This is a genomic window from Fulvivirga marina (genome assembly GCF_016775155.1).
Classification (GTDB): Bacteria; Bacteroidota; Bacteroidia; order Cytophagales; family Cyclobacteriaceae; genus Fulvivirga; species Fulvivirga marina.
Genome location: NZ_JAEUGD010000042.1, coordinates 182005 through 200156 on the forward strand (window position 1 = coordinate 182005; position 18152 = coordinate 200156).

An 18152-nucleotide genomic window follows, 5' to 3' on the forward strand; every position below is an offset into this window, starting at 1 on the left:
GTGGTATTATTTTGAATGTTTTAGTAAACTATCCAGTAGATCAGGACTAATGTTTAGGTTACTGATCTTACCTGCATTGTCAGCTAATTCTCTGAATGCCAATGCGATGTTTGACCCGGCATCTGATTTTTGAGACATCGCCGTAAGCAGCCTCCAATCCATATTTCTGTAAGGCTTGATCATCGTTTCTATGGCATAGCCTTTCGCATCCGCAGTTTTCTTCTCGTTGGTCACCTTCATATCAATGTATTCCTGCTTTTTGGATTCGACAGAAATATCTGCCTCAACCCTCATTTCCCTGATCTTTCGCTGGTTTTGAGCTTCGGCAACTTCCCTTTCCATCTGCGTTTCGGCGATCTCTTTTTTCTTTTGCTCTATAGCAATCTCGGTATTCAGCTCACTTTGCTTGATCTTCCTTTCCTGCTCCACTGAAAAATTCCGACGTTCATAGATAGCCAAATCAGCTTCTTTTAGGAGCTCTTCCCTGGCTTTTGCCTCTAAAGCTCTGCTGGTTTCGGGAGTAGCTTTAATAGCCAGAATATTTATACTTAAAGGCTCTATACCTAAAGAGGCTATAGTTTTGGAAGCCTTCAAGCCACTGCTGATTGTGCTTTCAAGCGAGGAAGAACTATTAATAGCCTCTCTTAATCCCATTTTTCTTATGAAAGTAGCTGTAGCTGTTTGAGCCTCATTAATCACCCTCGCGTTGAGCTTTTCATGATCGTCAGTTTTAAAATCACCGTTTTCATTTACAGTAAAGTCCAGTAAATCGGCCAATTGTTTAGGGTCTTTGATCTTATAAGTGATCTGCCCCTGAATGCTCGTTTGCTGGAAATCGGATGTAGTTTCGGTGAAAATAAAATTAACATCACAACTGCCCATAGGGATAGCTGTAATCGAGGTATTCGGAGCGAAATAGAAGAAAGATAGCCCTCTGCCTTCATTGACGATCCTGCCGTTTTTGTATTTGATGACATAGGTCATCGAATCGAATTTTATATATTTTATACCAAACATGGCATTATGATTTAAGTGAATTATTAAGTAAGAGTTCTTCCCGGAGTTCTGTCAGGATCTCTCCCAACAGGTTTTTACCTAGCCAGGTTTGGCGTGACTTTGCTCGGGGATCATCCTCCGCCAGCCCTATGCCCCAAATAGCATCTACCGGACTGGCTTCTACAATGGTAGTACCCTCCGTTTTTAACAACCTTTTCAGAAGGTTCTCATTTTGGGTAAACTTGGCTTTATTGCCCTGGTAAACAATGTGCTTGCATTGCTCTTCCCAAACCTGCTGATCGAAGTTTTTCACCTTCCTTCCAAGAGCCTTTTGCTTTCCTGGTGTTTTGGCCTTCAATATCTCAGAGGCAGTTTCCTGATCGTCAAACAACAGCGCCTTATGATACATCATATGCTGTTCGCTACAATTGAAAGTGATGTTATCAATTTCAAAAGTGCAGGGGTGCCAGTTGCTAAATGGGGAAGCCGTCCTCCAGAAGTATGTAAATTTTTCCTCTTTCATTCTTTTACCAGTTTTATGACTTCTTCCCAGTCTTCATAAGGGTCAAAGCCCGCTTTATCTTCAAAAAGTACATTGAAATACGGCTTCTTTTCATAGTAGCCATATTTTTTGCTGACAATCTCTGGATTGCCATTCACATGATCGAAATGAATATCATTTTCTTTAAAGAAGGCCAGATACTTTTCGATCTCGTTTGGATGTGAGCAGGTAAAAAGTATCCTGCTCACATCCTTTCTTTTGCTGATCAGTTGCAGTGCTTCTTTAGCCAGAGGGTAAAACTCTGTTGGGATATTATTCTCTGACCAGTTAGGCTTTATGATAGTCTCGTGAATGTCAAATGCCCAGAAGGTTTTGTCCCAGTTCTTTTCTTTGGCTTGTGCAAATGCTCTTTTGATCGCTCGGGTAATCATCCTACTAGTTGTTTTTCGTTTGTATTAATTTTTGCTCTGTCTCTCAACTCTTCAAAAGTCCACTCCTGAAGCAACTGACCATTTTCAAATATGGTCAACATTTCATCCTTCATTTCAGGGAACTCATGCTCCAGCACGGTTTCGTAAGTTTCAGCCAGCTTTATAAGTTTCAGTCTTCCTCCCTTACTTTTTTTGAAGCTTCCGGTAATATTACCATCAGCATCCATTTCAGTAGGGCTTTTTTGTACTATGACATCTTTGCCATTAACCTCGGCATAACTGCATTTTAAGGCAAACTTTTGGGTGTCACGATCCACTTTCTGCAAAAGTGCTCCGCCCATGCCTAACACCAGATTTTCAGCACTAATACCATTAATTTTTAATGCCTGGTACATGTCTTTGATGGCATCATAATTTACACCATCACCCTGAATGACACGTACTTGTGGAGGCAATACTTTATAACCTTTATCATTGACCGTGTAACCAAACTTGTCAAATAGTATATCGAATACGTTAAGCAAAGTCATTACAGGGTCACCACTGTCGGGGCGTATAACCAATACACCTTCTCTGTCGAGAACCTGGGCTTTGAGGTTTTCTCCCCAGTATTCTTCACAGGCTTTGAAGATGTTATAGCTGTCAGATACGCATGCTACTATGCCGCTAGGGAAGGTGTTGAGTACATGTTTGAATATATCAAGCTCGCCGTCTTTACCCAAAAGCGTACATATACTGTGCTCGGTGGCTGGTATACTTTTTCCATAAACCTCGCTGGTATTGTAATACTGTTGAGCCAGTACAGATCCTGCCAGTGTATCACTTCCCTGAAAGTTGAGCAGGTGGGCACTTCCTCCGAGGCCAGCACTTTCCACACTGCTCACACCACGGAACCCAAAGTCATTCAGTACATACTCAATACCGGCTTCGGCACCTTCGGTAGCGGTTTCTTCGAAATACTGAGTTACAACCTTTTTTACCTCACGACTAAGTGTTGCTACCGTGGTAGGATACCAGATTTGCATAAGTAAAGTCTCAAGAAAATTGGTTAACCAAAAGCATTCAGGGTCGGTGTTCTCTATGGTCATCAGTACATTTTTGGTTGCTATGGCAGTTCCTTCAGGTATAGCCTTAATTTTAACAGGAAGCTTACCGTCATACTTGTCCAGTATATATTGGAACTTGCTTTTGTCAAACACATCGTCACGTCCAAAAACTTGTTTCAGAAACGGTTCGGCCTGATCAAGATCTTCCTGAGTAAAGGCTTTACCTTCAAGATATTCTTTAATGAAGTACTGCAGACCGTAGAAAACCGTGTTATCAAATTTACCGCCACGGCTTTCGAGGTAACTGTATACTTTGGTAGTACCAGGATAGTACAATTTGTGGTGAGAGTACTTGTAAGCATCTGCGAGGAGTATTAAGTTATTGCGTTTCATAGCTATAAATGTTTGTGGTAAGACTTTAATTAGTTTAAAACTGTTGCGTATTTATTGGTCAGGAACCTGATCAGTCCCACATGCTCAGGGCTGAATTGTTCGCTGGCAATAAGGTTTTCTATACCTTCAAGTTTGAACCATTTTACTTCGGCAATGTCGTCATGGGCACTTGGAGTGCCATATTGAAGGTCGCAGCTGAAGAGTAGCGTTATGATCTTATCTGTATCACTTCGGTACCTCCAGTCATCTATTTTCATAGAAGTCTCGTAAGTCATGTCTCCAACCTCGATTTGTCCGCACTCTTCAAGCAGCTCTCGCCTGGCTGATACTTCGTAGTTTTCATCTTCAGGATCCGCAAAGCCGCCAACCAGTCTCCACTTGCTGCTGTTGGCTTTTCTACCTAGCAAGATCTCTTGCTTATCGTTCCTGAATACAGCCACATCTACCGTGGGGTATACCTTTTTGAACTGGTTGTGATAAGCATAAAGTATCCCTGCTCTGAAATCCCTGGAATCGAAGATCTGATCCTGATATTTCTTTCTTAGCTCTGTAGCGTTATAGTCGCCATGCTCAGGAAGGTCAACAGTCTCAAATCTACCTGTGTAGTAGGGGATAAAGCTGTCACGACTGCCATACAGTTTGAATTGCTCCGTTGGGAATACGCTGCTTAACAGGTTGTCCAGGTTTTCTGACCAGGCCATATCGCTGGGGTGATCGCTCAAAGGAAGTACAACCACATCGTTATATTCTTTTTTGATCATCTTCTCGCGGGTGTAGTAATCGTAAGGATTCTTACGCCCGGGTACCGGGCTAATCCCCAGCACAATGATAAGCTTGTTATGATTTGCTTTTACCTTCTCAATGAGGTCAACGTGTCCCTCGTGCAGATATGGTGATTGAAACCGTGCTATTATGACTCCTGTCTCCATTTGTTTTTGCGTTAATGTTACGCAAATATAGATATGTGTAATTATAACGCAAAATAATTAATGTAAAATTTACGCATTTTATTTTGAACTGAATGTAATTAGCTAATAATCAAATATTTAAATGAAATTTTTTTGTGTATGGATGCCGCTTAATTTCAATAAAGGCTTAGAAGGTGTATTGTCAGGGGATAGTTCATGGGTATATTGTTCCCTGAAAATACACGGGTTTACTAGTTTTACTAAGCTTTTAAAGATTAGTAAAGCTTAACCAAAGCTATAGAATGCCAACGAAGCTAACTTGTATAACACAGAGCTTTTGGTGAAAACAACCACCAACAGGGGAGAAGCATGTTACGGCTGATGAGTGGATTGTTACAAACTTAGGCACTGCCACAATCTGGGAGATTCCAAATATTTTCTTCAAATGCGGCAATGAAACACATTTTGTCAGGAAAATTCGGGAATGATGTGGAAAGGGTTAGCCTTCAAAAAAAATCTTAAATCTCAAAAGTGATTCCTTCCTTCTTTAATTCGAAATACTTTTTCTCATTGAAGCGGAAGAGGTTACCAGGCCGGCCGGCACCGGACATACTTTGCTTTTCATCAGTTTCTTCAAGAAAGCCGAATTTGAGTATTTTCTTTTTGAAGTTTCTTCGGTCTATTGGCCTGTCTAAAACTGTTCGGTAAAGCTTTTCAAGTTCTGAAAAGGGAAATTTCTTTTCAAGCAATTCAAAGCCTATAGGTTCATAGGTTATTTTACCTTTAAGCCTTTGTACAGCTACATCTAAAATTCTCTTGTGGTCAAAAGCAAGAGACGGAAGCTTCTTTACATTAAACCACTCTACATCTCTGGCATCGGTGCTGGCATGCAATTCAAAAACATCCGGCTTCACCAGCCCATAATAGGTTATAGAGACCACCCTGTTTCTGGGATCTCGGTTAGGATCGCCAAAACTATAAAGCTGTTCGAGGTAGTTGATCGAGATCCCTGTTTCCTCTTTAAGCTCCCGTTGTACAGCTTCCTCCAGAGATTCGCTATTCTTTACAAGCCCGCCAGGCAAAGCCCACATGCCCTGATAAGGATTAATGTCCCGTTTGATCAACAATACGGATAGACCTTCTTTTGAGGTATACCCAAAAACCACTGCGTCGACTGCTAATTTAATATCCTGATTCAGGCTCATGAGTCAAAGATATTATTTATGTAAATATTACACAAATTTTAGGGCTCCGTTGTATGTATTAATTTATTTCATCAGATCGTTTAAATAAAAACATACTGACTTCCAGCTGAAAAGGATCGTTCTCCGTTGAACAAGAGCATGGAAAAGGTAGATATCAAAAGTGTTTGGATAGATCTACAGGGTGAGCTCTTCAGGTTTATTTCTCGTAAAATACAGGATAGTGCGACTGCACAGGACATTCTTCAGGATGTTTTTATTAAGGTTTATCTCCATGTCGAACAGCTAAACGATGGCCACAGATTAACTTCATGGGTATATCAAATCACGCGTAATACTATATCAGATTACTATAAAAAGAGGCCTGAAATAAGTGGATTGAAAAATGATAATTGGCCTGAAGAGGAGAAAGAAGATGATTTATACAGCTCCTTAAGTAATTGTATCAATAGTAAAATAGCCAGCTTTTCACAGGCAGATCGAGACGTGATGCTCCTCACTTATTTTAAAGGTTACAGTCAAAAAGATCTGGCAACATTTCTTGATATGTCATATTCGGGGACTAAAAACAAAGTACAGCGACTCAGGTCTAAACTGAAGGATTCAATTCTCAATTGTGAGCATGTTGAAGCTGATAGCACCGGTAATGTCATCAACTACCAAAAAAATAATATCTAGAATAATGGGTCTTTTTTGAAGGCTTTCAGTCTATGAATTGAAAACAAAATATAAGACTGATGAAAAATATTGAGGTACATATTGTTAGTGCTTTTGAGCACCAGAATAATGGAGGCAATCCAGCTGGGATTGTATTTGATGCGGATAGCCTGACCCCAAAGCAGAGGCTGGAGATTGCCAGCCAAGTCGGACTTTCTGAAACAGCCTTTGTTTCCAGGTCTGTAGAGGCTGATTATAAACTTGATTTTTTTACACCTACCAGACAAATAGCGCATTGCGGGCATGCTACCATCGCGACTTTTACGTATTTGAAGCAGCAGGGAAAAATAGCAGGTGATCGGTCATCCAAAGAAACTGTGGATGGGGTTAGACAAATATATTTTGAGGGTACAAGTGCGTTCATGGAACAGACAGCCCCAAAATTTATTTCCATTTCGAAAGAAGACAGGGAGTCTGTACTTTCTGCATTGGGTATAATTGAGCAAGACCTGTTATCCGATTTTGAAATTGAAGTAGTTAATACAGGCAATTCTTTTCTGATTGTTCCGGTAAAAAATGAACGTGTGCTTGAAGTGATTGTGCCGCAACATGAACTTATTGAGAGGCTATCTGAAAGGTATGGACTTATAGGATTTTATGTTTATAGTCCTTCTGGAGATGTTCAGACTCATGCTACTTCCAGAATGTTTGCCCCGTTTTACGGTATTAAAGAGGAGGCCGCAACAGGTATGGCAGCCGGGCCATTGGTAGCCTACCTTTATCATTATGGTGCGGTGACCTCTGAAGAGATAGTTATTTCGCAGGGAAAGTATATGAACCCACCTTCCCCCAGCCTGATTAAAGTGAGGCTTAAAACCAATAAGCGTGGTATTGAAAAATTGTATGCCGGCGGAGGAGGCTATCTTTCAGGAGTTAAGTCCATAACAGTTGGCCAGAGTTAAATAAGGAGAGAGTGAGATGAGAACAGTGAAAATATTTCAGGTTGATGCGTTTACGGACCAGAAGTTTAAGGGCAATCCGGCAGGAGTTGTTCCGGAGGCCGACATGCTGGCGGATCAGGAAATGCAGGAAATTGCAAGGGAGCTGAATAATTCTGAAACGGCATTTTTGCTGAAGGGCAATGACCTGGAGTATGATCTTCATATCAGGTATTTCACACCCACAGCTGAGGTTCCGGTTTGTGGTCATGCCACTATTGCAGCTATATATGTTCATGCTTTGCAGCACGCCCTGCCCTCATGTGAACTTAGGGTAAAAGCGCAGGTAGGCATTTTGCCGGTTGCTATCCATGAGCTTCAGGGAGACTATGAAGTTGTAATGGAGCAAGCCCCACCTGTATTTGAAGAGCCGCTTGATAGGCTCATTACTGAAGCGATCATAGATGCATTGGGTATAAAAAGGCAGTCATTGGCTGCTGATAGCCCGATACAGATAGTCTCTACGGGTCATTCAAAAGTTCTGATTCCTGTAAACGAAGAGCGCAAAATAAACGAATTAAAACCTGACCTGGGGGAGCTCTCCCGGCTAAGTAAGGAGATTAATTGCAACGGTTACTTTGTATTTTGTATAACAAAAATGTCACCTGAATATGTTACCTATGGGAGGATGTTTGCCCCGGCAATAGGTATCGCAGAAGATCCTGTAACGGGTAATGCTAATGGTCCTTTAGGTCACCATCATTTGGTAAAACCTGATGGTGCTACATTTCAATTTACAGCTACACAGGGTAATGCCATGCAGCGACCGGGAAGCATGAAAGTTATTGTAGACATACAGGATGGCAAACCTTCTAAAATTAAAATAAAAGGAACGGCGGTAATTGTATTTTCAACTGCCATCAAACTCGATTAACTTATGGATGAAATACTAACTAAAGATCTCAAGGTTCTTGATAGCCTGTTGCAGTCGGCCTTGGACGAAGGTCTACTTTATTTGAATGACATTGACAATATCCCCACTTCGGTTGAATTTGAGGTACTCAATGGAGTAGACCTGCCTTTAACACCCCAGGGAGGTGCTTCCGCGCTTGATGAGTTTAAAAGAAGATATAGGGATCTGATGATATCCTCTTCAGGACCTCGTTATTTTGGGTTTGTTACCGGAGGAGCAACTCCGGCGGCACTTATGGGGGACATACTGGCTACCATTTATGATCAAAACACGCAAACCACCAAAGGGCATGGCGATGTCTCTGCGCTATTGGAGTTTGAGGCTATTCGCATATTGCTCGATTTTTTTGATCTGCCGGATGATTATCTAGGTGGATTTGTGACAGGGGCTACCATGTCTAACTTCACATGTCTGGGAGTTGCACGGCAATGGCTGGGTAGAGAAAATGGGATTGATGTTGCTAAAACAGGTGTGACCGGTGAGTTCAATGTAGTATCTGCGGTGCCTCACTCTTCTTCCATTAAGGCTTTGGCTATGCTTGGGCTTGGGAGTAGCAATATTATAAAAGTTGATACTATTGACCCTTCACGTGAGGCTATCGATATCGAAAAGCTCGAAAAGGCAATAAAAGCACTGGATGGACAACCTTTTATTTTAATTTCCAGTGGGGGAACAGTTAATACTGTAGATTTTGATGATATGCAGGCCATAGCTGAGCTAAAAAGAAAGTATAACTTTTGGTGGCATATTGATGCTGCGTTTGGAGGTTTTGCGGCACTATCTCCGAAATACGCTCATTTGTTGGAGGGATGGGAAAATGCTGATAGTATTACCATTGATGCACATAAGTGGTTAAATGTACCCTATGAAAATGCATTCTTTTTCGTAAAGGAAAAACATAAGATCTTACAGGTAGAGACCTTTCAGAATTCCAATGCGCCTTACCTTGGAGATCCATTGGAAAATTTTAATTATCTCAATTTTCTTCCTGAGAACTCCAGAAGGTTCAGGGCACTACCTGTCTGGTTTACATTGAAAGCCTATGGTAAGCATGGTTACAGAGAGATTGTTGAAAGAAATATTGAACTCGCCCAATCTTTAGGAGACTTTATTGTTAATAGCGAATTCTTTGAGCTTTTGGCTCCGGTGAGGCTAAATACAGTTTGCTTTACTCTTAAGGATGAGCTTGACCCACACCGTACCCAAGCATTTTTGGATGCTGTAAATGACGGCGGAAAAGTATTTATGACGCCAACGGTGTATAATGACAGAAAGGGTATAAGGGCAGCACTGGTCAATTGGAGGACAGCTGAGATGGATATTAGGATAGTGGAGAATGAAATGCTAATAGCCATGAATAAGATTGCTGCCCTGTTGTTTTAAGCAACCTTAGTTTCCAGGAAGGGTTAACCACTTATCAAATTTTTGTAAAATTTATATTGTAAAGCTGATTGCAGAATATATAGTAAATCCCCGCAGTTGTTGGGGATTTGCTCTTTACGGTTTAGTTTTTGTATATCGTCATCACAGTTCTTTTCCTGAAGGTCAATGCAAGCACCTTAGATTTCTATGCGTACCTTTTTGTCATTGGCATATACTTCAAGCTCAACTTTTCTAGTCAGAAGTCTCTTTTCGTTCCTCTATCCCTTTATTGTGTCTGTTTAAACATTCATTTTAGCTTCATGCAGGAGAAGCAATATCATCTCACCATCTGTTAAAATTTGCATGGTCATGAATCATTTTTAGCCTTATATTTAGCCGCTGCTTAAAAATCGGAGGCCTAAAAAATCAACACAGCCTGCGGCAGCACAATAAATTATCAAAAGCTATGACATACATTATTGTTACGGTTGCCTATCTCGTTTTCTTAACCAGTATAATCATCTACAAAAGCCGCTCTGTTAAAACTCAGGATGACTTTGTGGTGGCAGGTAGAGGGGTGCCGGTATATTTACTTGTAGGTACCTTAGTATGTACCTGGATTGGTTCAGGAAGTCTTTTTGGTACGGCGGGCCTGACTTTCAGGTCTGGGTTTTCTGAGCTATGGTTCTCTATGGGAGCATGGATAGGTATTATTGTTATTTATTTCATAGCAGCGCGTATACGCGCAATTTCAAAATATACACTTACAGACCTGCTGGAGACACGATATAACAAGGCTGCCAGGTTACTGGGTACAATAACCATTATTGTAGCCTATCTGGTCATAGCAGGTTATCAATTTAAAGGAGGGGGACGATTCATAAACATACTTACAGAAGGGAGCGTTAGCCCTGAAACCGGTACGATGATCACTTGCGTGCTTATCATATCATTTACTGCACTGGCAGGTATGGTTTCTATTGTTAGTATTGACATTTTTAACGGAGTTATTATGTTGCTGGCAGTAATAGTAGCAGTGCCGCTTGCTATAAACTCTCACGGAGGCTGGGGAGAAGTAGTTAATACAATAAAGGAAACCAGGCCTGATTACCTCTCTCTGACCGAGGGACACAGCTTCACCTGGGCGCTTGGTGTTATCCTGCCTACTCTAATGCTTCTGCTAAGTGAAAGCAGCATTTACCAGAAGTTTTCATCTGCCAAAGATGCACGATCTGCAAAGAAAGCTGTGGTAGGCATGCTATCCGGTGTGGTGGTTATTGAACTTTTGATGTGTACACTTGCTGTTGTTGGTTTTGCTATTTATGCCCATGATTCAAGGTTCTTTTTAAGTGATGGTTCTGTCAACAGGGCTATGTCAGAGGAGATCATTCTCAGAATAGGTTATGAGCAACTACCGGCATATGCAGGCTCACTTATATTTGCTGCAGGTGTAGCTATAATTCTGTCTACAGGAAACACATTCTTGATGGTAAGTTCCACTAACGTTACCAGAGATCTTTTACAGCCTATTTTCGGCAAAGTGGTTGAAGAAAAATTCCTGATGATCCAACGTGTGGCAATTGTTGCTCTTGGCATATTAGCTTTTGTGCTTGTTTCTCAGTTTGAGACGATACTTGAAATGGCATTCATTTCTTATACTATGATAGGAGCTTCTATTGCACCGGTGCTGATGGCCTCTTTCTTCTGGAAAAGAGTTACTCCTGCTGGCGGGGTGGCGTCTATTATTGGAGGGATGATCGTGCCCGTGATTAATAAGGTGTTGGAATCTACGGAGGGTAGTTTCTGGATATTTCCTATGGATACCGATTATATTGCTATTCCTGCATTGGCAGCTTCACTGATCTTGTTGGTAGGAGTAAGCTTAATGACTAAGCCATCTCCGGAAAGTAAATGGAAGCCATTCTTTTCTTAAGATCTAATTGTATTCAAAGTGGGGATATATGTAGTAAAAGAGCATTTTAAACTTGTTCATACATTTGTAATTTTTATGTTTGAATTTGAATGATAGGGGAGATGCTGATTAGTATAAATAGGCCCCGTTACGATAAATTCCTTCTTTATCAGTGTCAAATTGGCCCTTTGATCGAAAGATTCAGGTATATGGTGTTTTTACCACTAATAACTTGTATATTCTATTAAGGTCTATTGCGGACTATGGCTTGGGGCTATGTAATGTATCGGGATGTATGGCAAGAAAATAACTGCTAAAGTAGAATTATAAGGTATTCCAATGTTTGCAAGCTCTATGTTTCTTTTATTTTTTAAATTGAACTGAACAAGCCGGAGGTTGCTTTCGGTTATATGGGGTTAAAAATATGATGAATTATGAAGTGTTGTTTACTCATTCGCCATCTGCATTGGGAGTAATCTCGATGGAGGGAGTAATTCTTAAGGTAAACATCGCATTTTGTGAATTGTTGGGCTTTAAAGAGGAGGAGCTTATCTCTACCTCTATAAGTGAGCATATACATGAAGAAAATCTTCAAGAATACCTTGTTACAGTAGAGGAGTGTATTAAAACAAAAGATAAAAGCACTTGTGATATAACACTTCATTTTTTGAACAGTGCTTCTGTTGCTATTGAGACAAATTATAGGTCGAGTATCATTACTGATGAGCAAGGAGTTGCTTTGTATCAGATTATTACTTTAGAGGCAACTGAGAGAGACAATATCTACTTGGACGCATTGATGAGTAGTTTCCCAGGGTTGATTTATTTCAAAGATCTTGAAAGTCGGTTTTTGAAAGTTAATGAGGCATATATTAAAAAATTTGGTGTAGCCTCTACAGAAGATATTATTGGTATGTCAGATTTTGATTTTTTTGATGAACAGCATGCCAGAAATGCCTATAATGACGAACAAAAAATAATTGAAACAGGCCAGCCTTTACTTAATGTTGAAGAAAAAGAGACTTGGCCTGATGGACACAATACCTGGGTAGCCACTACTAAGGTGCCATTGCTTGGTAGAAATGGAAAAACCATTGGTACCTATGGTATTTCGACTGGTATCACTGCCAGGAAAGAAGGGGAGCAGAACTTAAAGGAGAGAACAAGTATACTGAACGCCGTGACTCTACGAATGCCTGTGGTCATTTATAAGTACTGTGAAGATAGAGGTCTTGAAATTATCATGGGTAACCCTCAGGTGAAGGATGCCTTTAGAGCTAGTAAAATAGTGAAGCTAAGCATGGAGGAAGGTCTTGCCAGTCTGGTAGACAAAGTTTCAGACCAAAGTGAAAAGTACAATCACTTACACTTTAACAGTACAAAAGGAGAGCAACACTTTGAGAATTTCGTATTTAAAAGTCGTTCCGCAGAAAACGAATTTATAGGCCTGGCTTTGGATATAACAGACCGCAAACAAGCCAGGCAAAAAATAAAGAAGAATGCTAAGGAACTCGAAAAAATCAATAGAGAATTAAACCAGTTTGCTTATATCATTTCACATGATCTTAAGGCGCCCTTGCGGGCAATAACTAACCTGTCAGAATGGATTGAGGAAGATATAGGGGAGGTTGAAAATGATGAAGTGAAAGAAAACCTCAAGTTATTGCGCAGCCGGGTGGGGCGTATGGAAAACCTGATCAATGGTATACTTACTTATTCTAGAGTAAGCCGTGCCAAGATAGAATATTCGGAAGTGGATGTAAAAGAAGTAGTTGACGAAGTACTGGACTCACTCATGGTGCCGGCAAAGTTTAACGTCAAAATAGTCGGACAACTTCCTGTAATTAATTTTCCCAGAGTGAACCTGGAACAAATATTTACCAACCTGATCTCTAACTCCATAAAATACCATGATAAACCATCAGGTAACATTGAAGTTGGCTACAATGAAAAAAATTCTTTTCACGAGTTCTGGGTTAAGGATGATGGACCCGGTATATCTCCTGAGTATCATAATAAGATATTTGTAATATTTCAGACGCTTCAGGCCAGAGATAGTATGGAAAGTACCGGTATAGGCCTTACAATTGTTAAAAAGATTGTGGAGGATCGAGGTGGAAGTATAACTTTAGAGTCTGAACCTGGAAAAGGGACTAAGTTTGTTTTTAGCATACCAAAATCAATTGTCTAATAATGGAAGTTAAAATACCAGTTCAAAATAAACGGTTACACATATTACTTGTAGAAGACGATGAGGTGGATATCAGGAATGTAGAGCGAGCATTCAAAAAGAACCATATAGCAAACCCATTACATATTGCCAGAAACGGGCTCGAAGCATTGGATATGCTCAAAGGCAATAATGGTGTTGCCAGGCTTGATCCTTTACCAAAGGTTATATTGCTTGATTTGAATATGCCTAAGATGGGAGGGCTGGAGTTTTTGCAGGCGATTAGGAATGACCCTGATTTGAAATCTATTAGTGTATTTGTAATGACTACTTCCGATGAGGAAAGCGATAAGTTTGCGGCTTATAACCTTAATGTAGCCGGATATATTTTGAAACCACTTTCATTTGAACGTTTTGTGAAGGCAGTTTCGATCTTAAATCATTATTGGACATTGTGTGAACAGCTTTAAAAGATGGACTATGTAACCCAAGTATTGCTCATTGATGATGATGATGTGGACAGAGCTTCACTGAAGAGGTCAATGAAAAAGGCGGATCTTAATTTCTCTTTGACAGAGTGTACTGATGGAGATGAGGCTATGAGACTGTTAAAGGAGAGTAAATATGATTGCATTTTTCTGGATTACCTCTTGCCGGGAATCGATGGGCTTACATTGTTGCGAAAAATCAGGTCTATAGGAATTAAGGCACCGGTAATAATTATTACCTCTCAGGGTGATGAAAAAGTAGCGGTCGAAATGATGAAAGCTGGGGCATCTGATTATGTAGTAAAGGATCAGATAACGCCGGTAAGTGTAAAACGTTTGATCCAGACAGCAACTTTTGTTAGAGAGATAGAAAGAGAACGTGAAGTAGCCGAACAGGCCAGAAAGGTTAGTGAGCTTAGGCTTTCGGAGGCACAAAGGATCGCTAAGATAGGTAACTGGGAGTATGATTTTAAGACGGATGTTGTCTATTGGTCAGAGGAGATGTTTAGGATATTTGAAGTCGATGAAGAGTTTTTTGAGCCGAAACTGATCCATCTTACCTCAATGTTTCATGAAGATGACAGGGCAGACATACAGGCAGAGATTCAAAAGTGTATGGAAGGTGGGCATATCTTTAACCTTGATCTTCGGGCCATTATGCCTGATAACTCTATCAAATATGTCAATGTGCATGCCTATATCCAGTATGAAGTTGATGGTAATTATGACAAATTCGTTGGTACCACTCAGGATATTAATAAACGTAAGCAGGTAGAGCAGGAACTTATAGAAGCTAAAAAACTGGCTGAAGAATCTGGCAGGGTAAAAGAACAGTTCCTGGCTAATATGAGCCATGAAATAAGAACACCTATGAATGCGATCATAGGGTTTGTCAACCTGTTGCTGAAGGATAAAGCAAATTTAAGTACAGATCATCAGAAATATATCAATGCCATACACCATGCTGGCGAAAACCTGTTGGTGATCATTAATGATATACTTGATGTTTCAAAAATAGAATCTGGTAAATTCGAGTTGGAAAGCACGGATTTTAACCTGTTTGAAGTGGTGGACGGGGTGCTTAACCTATTTAAACATAAAGCTGTTGAAAAAGATATCGGCTTAAACCTTACTATAGAAGAGAATGTTCCGCACTACTTACTGGGGGATCCTGTCAGGCTTAATCAAATACTGGTAAACCTGGTTAATAATGCAATGAAGTTTACTAACCGGGGGCACGTTCATGTAAAAGTGGAGACATTGAGCAATTCTGGAGATAAGGCCCTGATAAGGTTTAGCGTGGAGGATACAGGAATAGGCATAGAAGAAAGTAAGTTGAATACCATTTTTGATAGCTTTACACAAGCAAGTAGTGATACTACCCGTAAATACGGTGGTACAGGCCTTGGCCTGACTATCGTTAAAAATATTGTAGAGCTTCAGGGAGGAAACATAAATGTAAAAAGTGAGGTAGGCAAAGGTGCCACCTTCTATATGGACCTTCCATTTGATTTAAGTGAGATGGAGGTTAGTGACAGTGCATCTGAAGAGATGATAAAAAATAGAGATGAAATGGATCATCTGAAAGATATTAAAGTGTTAATGGCCGAGGATAATGAGATCAATCAGGAATTGGCCCGGTTTATTTTTCAAGATCTGGGCTGGGATCTGGATATCGCAGAAAATGGTATTATAGCATTGGAAATGTTGAAGAAAGAGAACTATGATATTGTATTGATGGATATTCAGATGCCAGAGATGGACGGTTACCAGGCTACCCTAAAAATACGTTCGGAGTTTGAGCCGCCCTTGTCAGAAATACCTGTAATGGCTATAACGGCACATGCCCTAAAATCAGAAGTGCAGAAATGTCTAGATGCCGGAATGGATGGCTATATATCTAAACCCTTTCAGGTAGATGAACTGGTAAGGAAAATTCAAGCCCTAATCAGAGATAAGCATAAGTCACCTACAGGGGAGAAGGGAAAAAGGACTACTGAACCCAGGTTTGAAGGAGAACCTGAGGAAGGTCCAGTGACCAACTTGAGTAGTCTTTATGCCCTATCTGGGAAAAACTCCACAATGGTTACTAATATCATAAATATTTTTTTAAAGGAAACACCTAAAGTTATAAAGCAGATAAAGGCATTTTATAAGGAGAAGGATTGGAAGAACCTACAAAGTGCCTGTCATAAAATGAAGTCATCCTGTTCTGTAATAGGGGCTATAGAAATGCACATGAATATGGAAATGATTGAAATTGACTGCCTGAATAATGATATTGATCTCGCCAGAATAGAAACTCTGATCAAAAAAACTGAAACCTTGCATAAAAGAGCGATCATAGAACTGCAGGGTACTCTGGCTACTAATTAGGAAGATCCCCTTGAAATAAGTAATCTCCAGCAAGTTTTTTTGAGATATTGTTCCGGCCAATGAGAGGGGTTATTTTGCTTTCCTGGGCTTAGCCCGATTAGCTTTTGTGTAGTGGGTTTGCTTTACCTCCATATTTACTGACTGTTCCGGGTGTTCCATAATGGTGGCGGCCACTTGGTTTGAGTTTACTGTCATGGGTCTGGTCTTTTTCATGGTAGTATGTGATGGTTTACTTCTTTGACGCTCATTTTAGAGGAAGTCACTCTTTTTGATCGATTTTTCCTGGTTCATTAGTTCTCTAAGTGCTAAATCTCACTTTTGTCAAGTGACTTTTGTTTGAGGCCTTCGTCTCACTATTATAAAATGACCAATAAACTTATATGTCAGGTAATAAAGAGTTGAAGATTCGCGCCTATCACTTAACGGGTAATATTGATATTAAAAGTTGCCGAGATAAGATTCGCGAAAAAATAATTTCTGAGGGCAAAACCGATCTGTTTGTAGAGTCTGGTTTAGAGCAATACATTTTTATCTTTAATTATGGAGTCATAGCCTTTTATAATATGGGTGAAAAGGAGATAGGGATTGCCCTGAATCGTTATTTCCCCAGTGTTTCCAAGGCGCATCTCCCTACCGATGATTTTGTACTTAAGTCGGGGAATCAGGATGAAATTAAAGTTGAGTTTAACAGTTTGAGCCTTCACCTGATCAACCAGGAAACGATTAAAATAGCCATGCTGAATGTGGCACAAAGTGTTGCCCTAATGTATTACGATACCGTATCGCAGGATCTGTTGATGCGTGTTCGTCAGTTTACCACACAGATGGAAGAAGAGGGTAAACTGAAAATCAGCAGGAAAAACATTATGAAGTTTATCGGCAAAGCCCTGAATACTAAAAATAGAATCGCTGAAAACCTGTATATTTTTGATGCTCCTCCGGTTACTTGGAATAACGAATACCTGGAAAAAGTGAATAGTACTCTTTCCAAGCACTTTGATCTCGGCTTGAGATATCGGTCAATAGAAAACACTTTTAGTATTGTGGAAGACAACCTTCATGCTTTTATGGAACTATACCATCAAAGCGAAAGCAGTAAGTTGGAGTGGATTATTATTATTCTGATTCTTGTAGAAGTGTTAGATACCTTTATAGGTAAAATAATTTAAGACTTTTGTTTGTTTCGGTATGTAAGGTAAAGCTTGTTTACCTTACTCTTTGCTCTTTTCAGCCTCATTTTTACGGCACTTTCAGAGAGTCCCAAAGTTAGCTGAATATCTTTGATAGGGTGTTTTTCTTTGTACTTGAGTAGCAATATCATTTTCTCTTCCGGGGAGATTTCATCTAGTAGGTTTTCCAGTATTTTGATTGACAGTTCCTCAGGTACTTCATCGACACCTTCTATCATTTCAGTAACCTCATCAGCCATCTTGTCTGTTATAACCTGCCTTACATTTTTTTTATTTTTTCTCAGGTGGTCGATACAAGTGTTATGGATAATAGAAAAAAGCCAGGTTGAAAAGCGTGCCTCACCTTTGAAAGACTTGATATTGACAAACAATTTGATCAAAATTTCCTGACAAAGATCTTCTGCGATGTCCTCATTTTTGACATAGCTCATACACTTCCTGAGTATATATTTTTCATGCCTCTGCACAAGCAAAGAAAAATACCCTGGGTTGTAAACATCCTGGAGAAGAAGAACCAGCTGCTCGTCAGAAATATTTTTATCTATAATCAAAACAGGGTGACTTTTTAGTAAAACACCGTCAAAACTGTGAATTAGAAAATTAGGCAA

At 40.0% G+C, this 18152-nt stretch carries 17 protein-coding genes; 9 read left to right on the forward strand and 8 right to left on the reverse strand.

What is annotated here, in order from left to right:
* Positions 1-6 precede the first annotated feature (6 nt).
* The 6 genes from JMN32_RS11575 to JMN32_RS11600 form a co-directional block, all read right to left on the reverse strand.
* Positions 7-1017, reverse strand: a complete 1011-nt coding sequence (locus JMN32_RS11575; protein ID WP_202856489.1) for an SPFH domain-containing protein — start codon at positions 1015-1017, stop codon at positions 7-9.
* A gap of 4 nt (positions 1018-1021) precedes the next feature.
* Complete coding sequence (locus tag JMN32_RS11580) at positions 1022-1519, reverse strand: NADAR family protein (protein ID WP_202856490.1); 498 nt, start codon at positions 1517-1519, stop codon at positions 1022-1024.
* Positions 1516-1929, reverse strand: a complete 414-nt coding sequence (locus JMN32_RS11585; protein ID WP_202856491.1) for a hypothetical protein — start codon at positions 1927-1929, stop codon at positions 1516-1518. Before JMN32_RS11585 ends, JMN32_RS11580 begins: the two co-directional genes overlap by 4 nt.
* Positions 1926-3368: a nicotinate phosphoribosyltransferase gene (locus JMN32_RS11590; protein WP_202856492.1), complete on the reverse strand. Its 1443-nt coding sequence runs from the start codon at positions 3366-3368 to the stop codon at positions 1926-1928. The genes JMN32_RS11585 and JMN32_RS11590 overlap by 4 nt, the downstream gene beginning before the upstream one ends.
* Positions 3369-3397: 29 nt before the next feature.
* Positions 3398-4297 (reverse strand): NUDIX domain-containing protein, encoded by a 900-nt coding sequence (locus JMN32_RS11595; protein ID WP_202856493.1) that lies wholly within the window; start codon positions 4295-4297, stop codon positions 3398-3400.
* Positions 4298-4794: 497 nt separating this feature from the next.
* Positions 4795-5481 carry an NUDIX hydrolase gene (locus tag JMN32_RS11600; protein ID WP_202856494.1) on the reverse strand — a complete coding sequence of 229 codons (687 nt, stop codon included), beginning with the start codon at positions 5479-5481 and terminating at the stop codon, positions 4795-4797.
* A 138-nt stretch (positions 5482-5619) separates the two neighbouring features.
* Between JMN32_RS11600 and JMN32_RS11605 the strand changes: the two genes are divergently transcribed.
* The 8 genes from JMN32_RS11605 to JMN32_RS11640 all read left to right on the forward strand — a co-directional run bounded on the left by JMN32_RS11605 (position 5620) and on the right by JMN32_RS11640 (position 16354).
* Complete coding sequence (locus tag JMN32_RS11605) at positions 5620-6156, forward strand: sigma-70 family RNA polymerase sigma factor (protein WP_202856495.1); 537 nt, start codon at positions 5620-5622, stop codon at positions 6154-6156.
* Positions 6157-6215: 59 nt separating this feature from the next.
* Complete coding sequence (locus tag JMN32_RS11610) at positions 6216-7097, forward strand: PhzF family phenazine biosynthesis protein (protein WP_202856496.1); 882 nt, start codon at positions 6216-6218, stop codon at positions 7095-7097.
* 16 nt (positions 7098-7113) lie between these two features.
* Positions 7114-8007 (forward strand): PhzF family isomerase, encoded by an 894-nt coding sequence (locus tag JMN32_RS11615; protein ID WP_202856497.1) that lies wholly within the window; start codon positions 7114-7116, stop codon positions 8005-8007.
* Positions 8008-8010: 3 nt separating this feature from the next.
* A complete protein-coding gene (locus JMN32_RS11620; RefSeq protein ID WP_202856498.1) occupies positions 8011-9429 on the forward strand; it encodes a pyridoxal phosphate-dependent decarboxylase family protein in 1419 nt (472 codons plus the stop codon).
* A 445-nt stretch (positions 9430-9874) separates the two neighbouring features.
* Entirely contained in the window at positions 9875-11341 is a 1467-nt protein-coding gene (locus JMN32_RS11625; protein WP_202856499.1) for a sodium:solute symporter family protein, read from the forward strand.
* A gap of 403 nt (positions 11342-11744) precedes the next feature.
* Positions 11745-13511 carry a PAS domain-containing sensor histidine kinase gene (locus JMN32_RS11630; RefSeq protein ID WP_202856500.1) on the forward strand — a complete coding sequence of 589 codons (1767 nt, stop codon included), beginning with the start codon at positions 11745-11747 and terminating at the stop codon, positions 13509-13511.
* Between the two features lie 2 nt (positions 13512-13513).
* Positions 13514-13960: a response regulator gene (locus JMN32_RS11635; protein ID WP_202856501.1), complete on the forward strand. Its 447-nt coding sequence runs from the start codon at positions 13514-13516 to the stop codon at positions 13958-13960.
* A 3-nt stretch (positions 13961-13963) separates the two neighbouring features.
* The gene (locus JMN32_RS11640; RefSeq protein ID WP_202856502.1) at positions 13964-16354 is read left to right on the forward strand and encodes a response regulator; all 2391 of its coding nucleotides are present in this window, start codon (positions 13964-13966) and stop codon (positions 16352-16354) included.
* Between the two features lie 69 nt (positions 16355-16423).
* On the opposite strand, the gene JMN32_RS11645 is transcribed toward JMN32_RS11640, so the two are convergent.
* Positions 16424-16567, reverse strand: coding sequence for a hypothetical protein (locus JMN32_RS11645; protein WP_202856503.1), 144 nt, complete (start codon positions 16565-16567; stop codon positions 16424-16426).
* Positions 16568-16734: 167 nt separating this feature from the next.
* On the opposite strand from JMN32_RS11645, the gene JMN32_RS11650 reads away from it, so the two are divergent.
* The gene (locus JMN32_RS11650) at positions 16735-17523 is read left to right on the forward strand and encodes an RMD1 family protein (RefSeq protein ID WP_202856504.1); all 789 of its coding nucleotides are present in this window, start codon (positions 16735-16737) and stop codon (positions 17521-17523) included.
* Here the strand turns inward: JMN32_RS11650 and JMN32_RS11655 are convergent.
* Positions 17520-18152, reverse strand: coding sequence for an RNA polymerase sigma factor (locus tag JMN32_RS11655; RefSeq protein WP_202856505.1), 633 nt, complete (start codon positions 18150-18152; stop codon positions 17520-17522). The two genes, JMN32_RS11650 and JMN32_RS11655, sit on opposite strands and share 4 nt — an antisense overlap.